Origin of the sequence: Serratia sp. PF-27 (assembly GCF_030053255.1) — a bacterium.
Taxonomy (GTDB): domain Bacteria; phylum Pseudomonadota; class Gammaproteobacteria; order Enterobacterales; family Enterobacteriaceae; genus Serratia; species Serratia bockelmannii.
In genome coordinates this window covers 1-1,539 of the sequence record NZ_JASGBT010000010.1, presented here as the reverse complement: position 1 = coordinate 1,539, position 1,539 = coordinate 1, and the positions used below count along the sequence as shown (strand labels likewise).

The 1,539-nt window shown below is 53.1% G+C and carries 1 rRNA gene; it reads left to right on the top strand.

Annotation, left to right across the window (positions count from 1 at the left end):
• Nucleotides 1-31: 31 nt before the first annotated feature.
• Nucleotides 32-1,539, top strand: a 23S ribosomal RNA gene (locus QMZ29_RS04835); the annotation flags it as partial.

Sequence of the window (1,539 nt, the reverse complement as noted above, 5' to 3'; positions counted from 1 at the left end):
CGCGAACGATGGAAACATCTTCGGGTTGTGAGGTTAAGTGACTAAGCGTACACGGTGGATGCCTAGGCAGTCAGAGGCGATGAAGGGCGTGCTAATCTGCGAAAAGCGTCGGTAAGGTGATATGAACCGTTATAACCGGCGATACCCGAATGGGGAAACCCAGTGTGTTTCGACACACTATCATGTCATGAATACATAGTGGCATGAGGCGAACCGGGGGAACTGAAACATCTAAGTACCCCGAGGAAAAGAAATCAACCGAGATTCCCCCAGTAGCGGCGAGCGAACGGGGAGGAGCCCAGAACCTGAATCGGCTTGTGTGTTAGTGGAAGCGTCTGGAAAGTCGCGCAGCAAAGGGTGATAGCCCCGTACACTAAAATGCACAGGTCGTGAGTTCGATGAGTAGGGCGGGACACGTGACATCCTGTCTGAATATGGGGGGACCATCCTCCAAGGCTAAATACTCCTGACTGACCGATAGTGAACCAGTACCGTGAGGGAAAGGCGAAAAGAACCCCGGCGAGGGGAGTGAAATAGAACCTGAAACCGTGTACGTACAAGCAGTGGGAGCACCTTCGTGGTGTGACTGCGTACCTTTTGTATAATGGGTCAGCGACTTATATTTTGTAGCAAGGTTAACCGTATAGGGGAGCCGTAGGGAAACCGAGTCTTAACTGGGCGAATAGTTGCAAGGTATAGACCCGAAACCCGGTGATCTAGCCATGGGCAGGTTGAAGGTTGGGTAACACTAACTGGAGGACCGAACCGACTAATGTTGAAAAATTAGCGGATGACTTGTGGCTGGGGGTGAAAGGCCAATCAAACCGGGAGATAGCTGGTTCTCCCCGAAAGCTATTTAGGTAGCGCCTCGTGAACTCATCTTCGGGGGTAGAGCACTGTTTCGGCTAGGGGGCCATCCCGGCTTACCAAACCGATGCAAACTCCGAATACCGAAGAATGTTATCACGGGAGACACACGGCGGGTGCTAACGTCCGTCGTGAAGAGGGAAACAACCCAGACCGCCAGCTAAGGTCCCAAAGTCATGGTTAAGTGGGAAACGATGTGGGAAGGCATAGACAGCCAGGATGTTGGCTTAGAAGCAGCCATCATTTAAAGAAAGCGTAATAGCTCACTGGTCGAGTCGGCCTGCGCGGAAGATGTAACGGGGCTAAACCATGCACCGAAGCTGCGGCAGCGACGCTTAGGCGTTGTTGGGTAGGGGAGCGTTCTGTAAGCCGTTGAAGGTGGCCTGTGAGGGTTGCTGGAGGTATCAGAAGTGCGAATGCTGACATAAGTAACGATAAAGCGTGTGAAAAGCCCGCTCGCCGGAAGACCAAGGGTTCCTGTCCAACGTTAATCGGGGCAGGGTGAGTCGACCCCTAAGGCGAGGCTGAAAAGCGTAGTCGATGGGAAACAGGTTAATATTCCTGTACTTGGTGTTACTGCGAAGGGGGGACGGAGAAGGCTAGGCTAGCCGGGCGACGGTTGTCCCGGTTTAAGCGTGTAGGGGGTGTGACCTGGTAAATCCGGTTGCATAC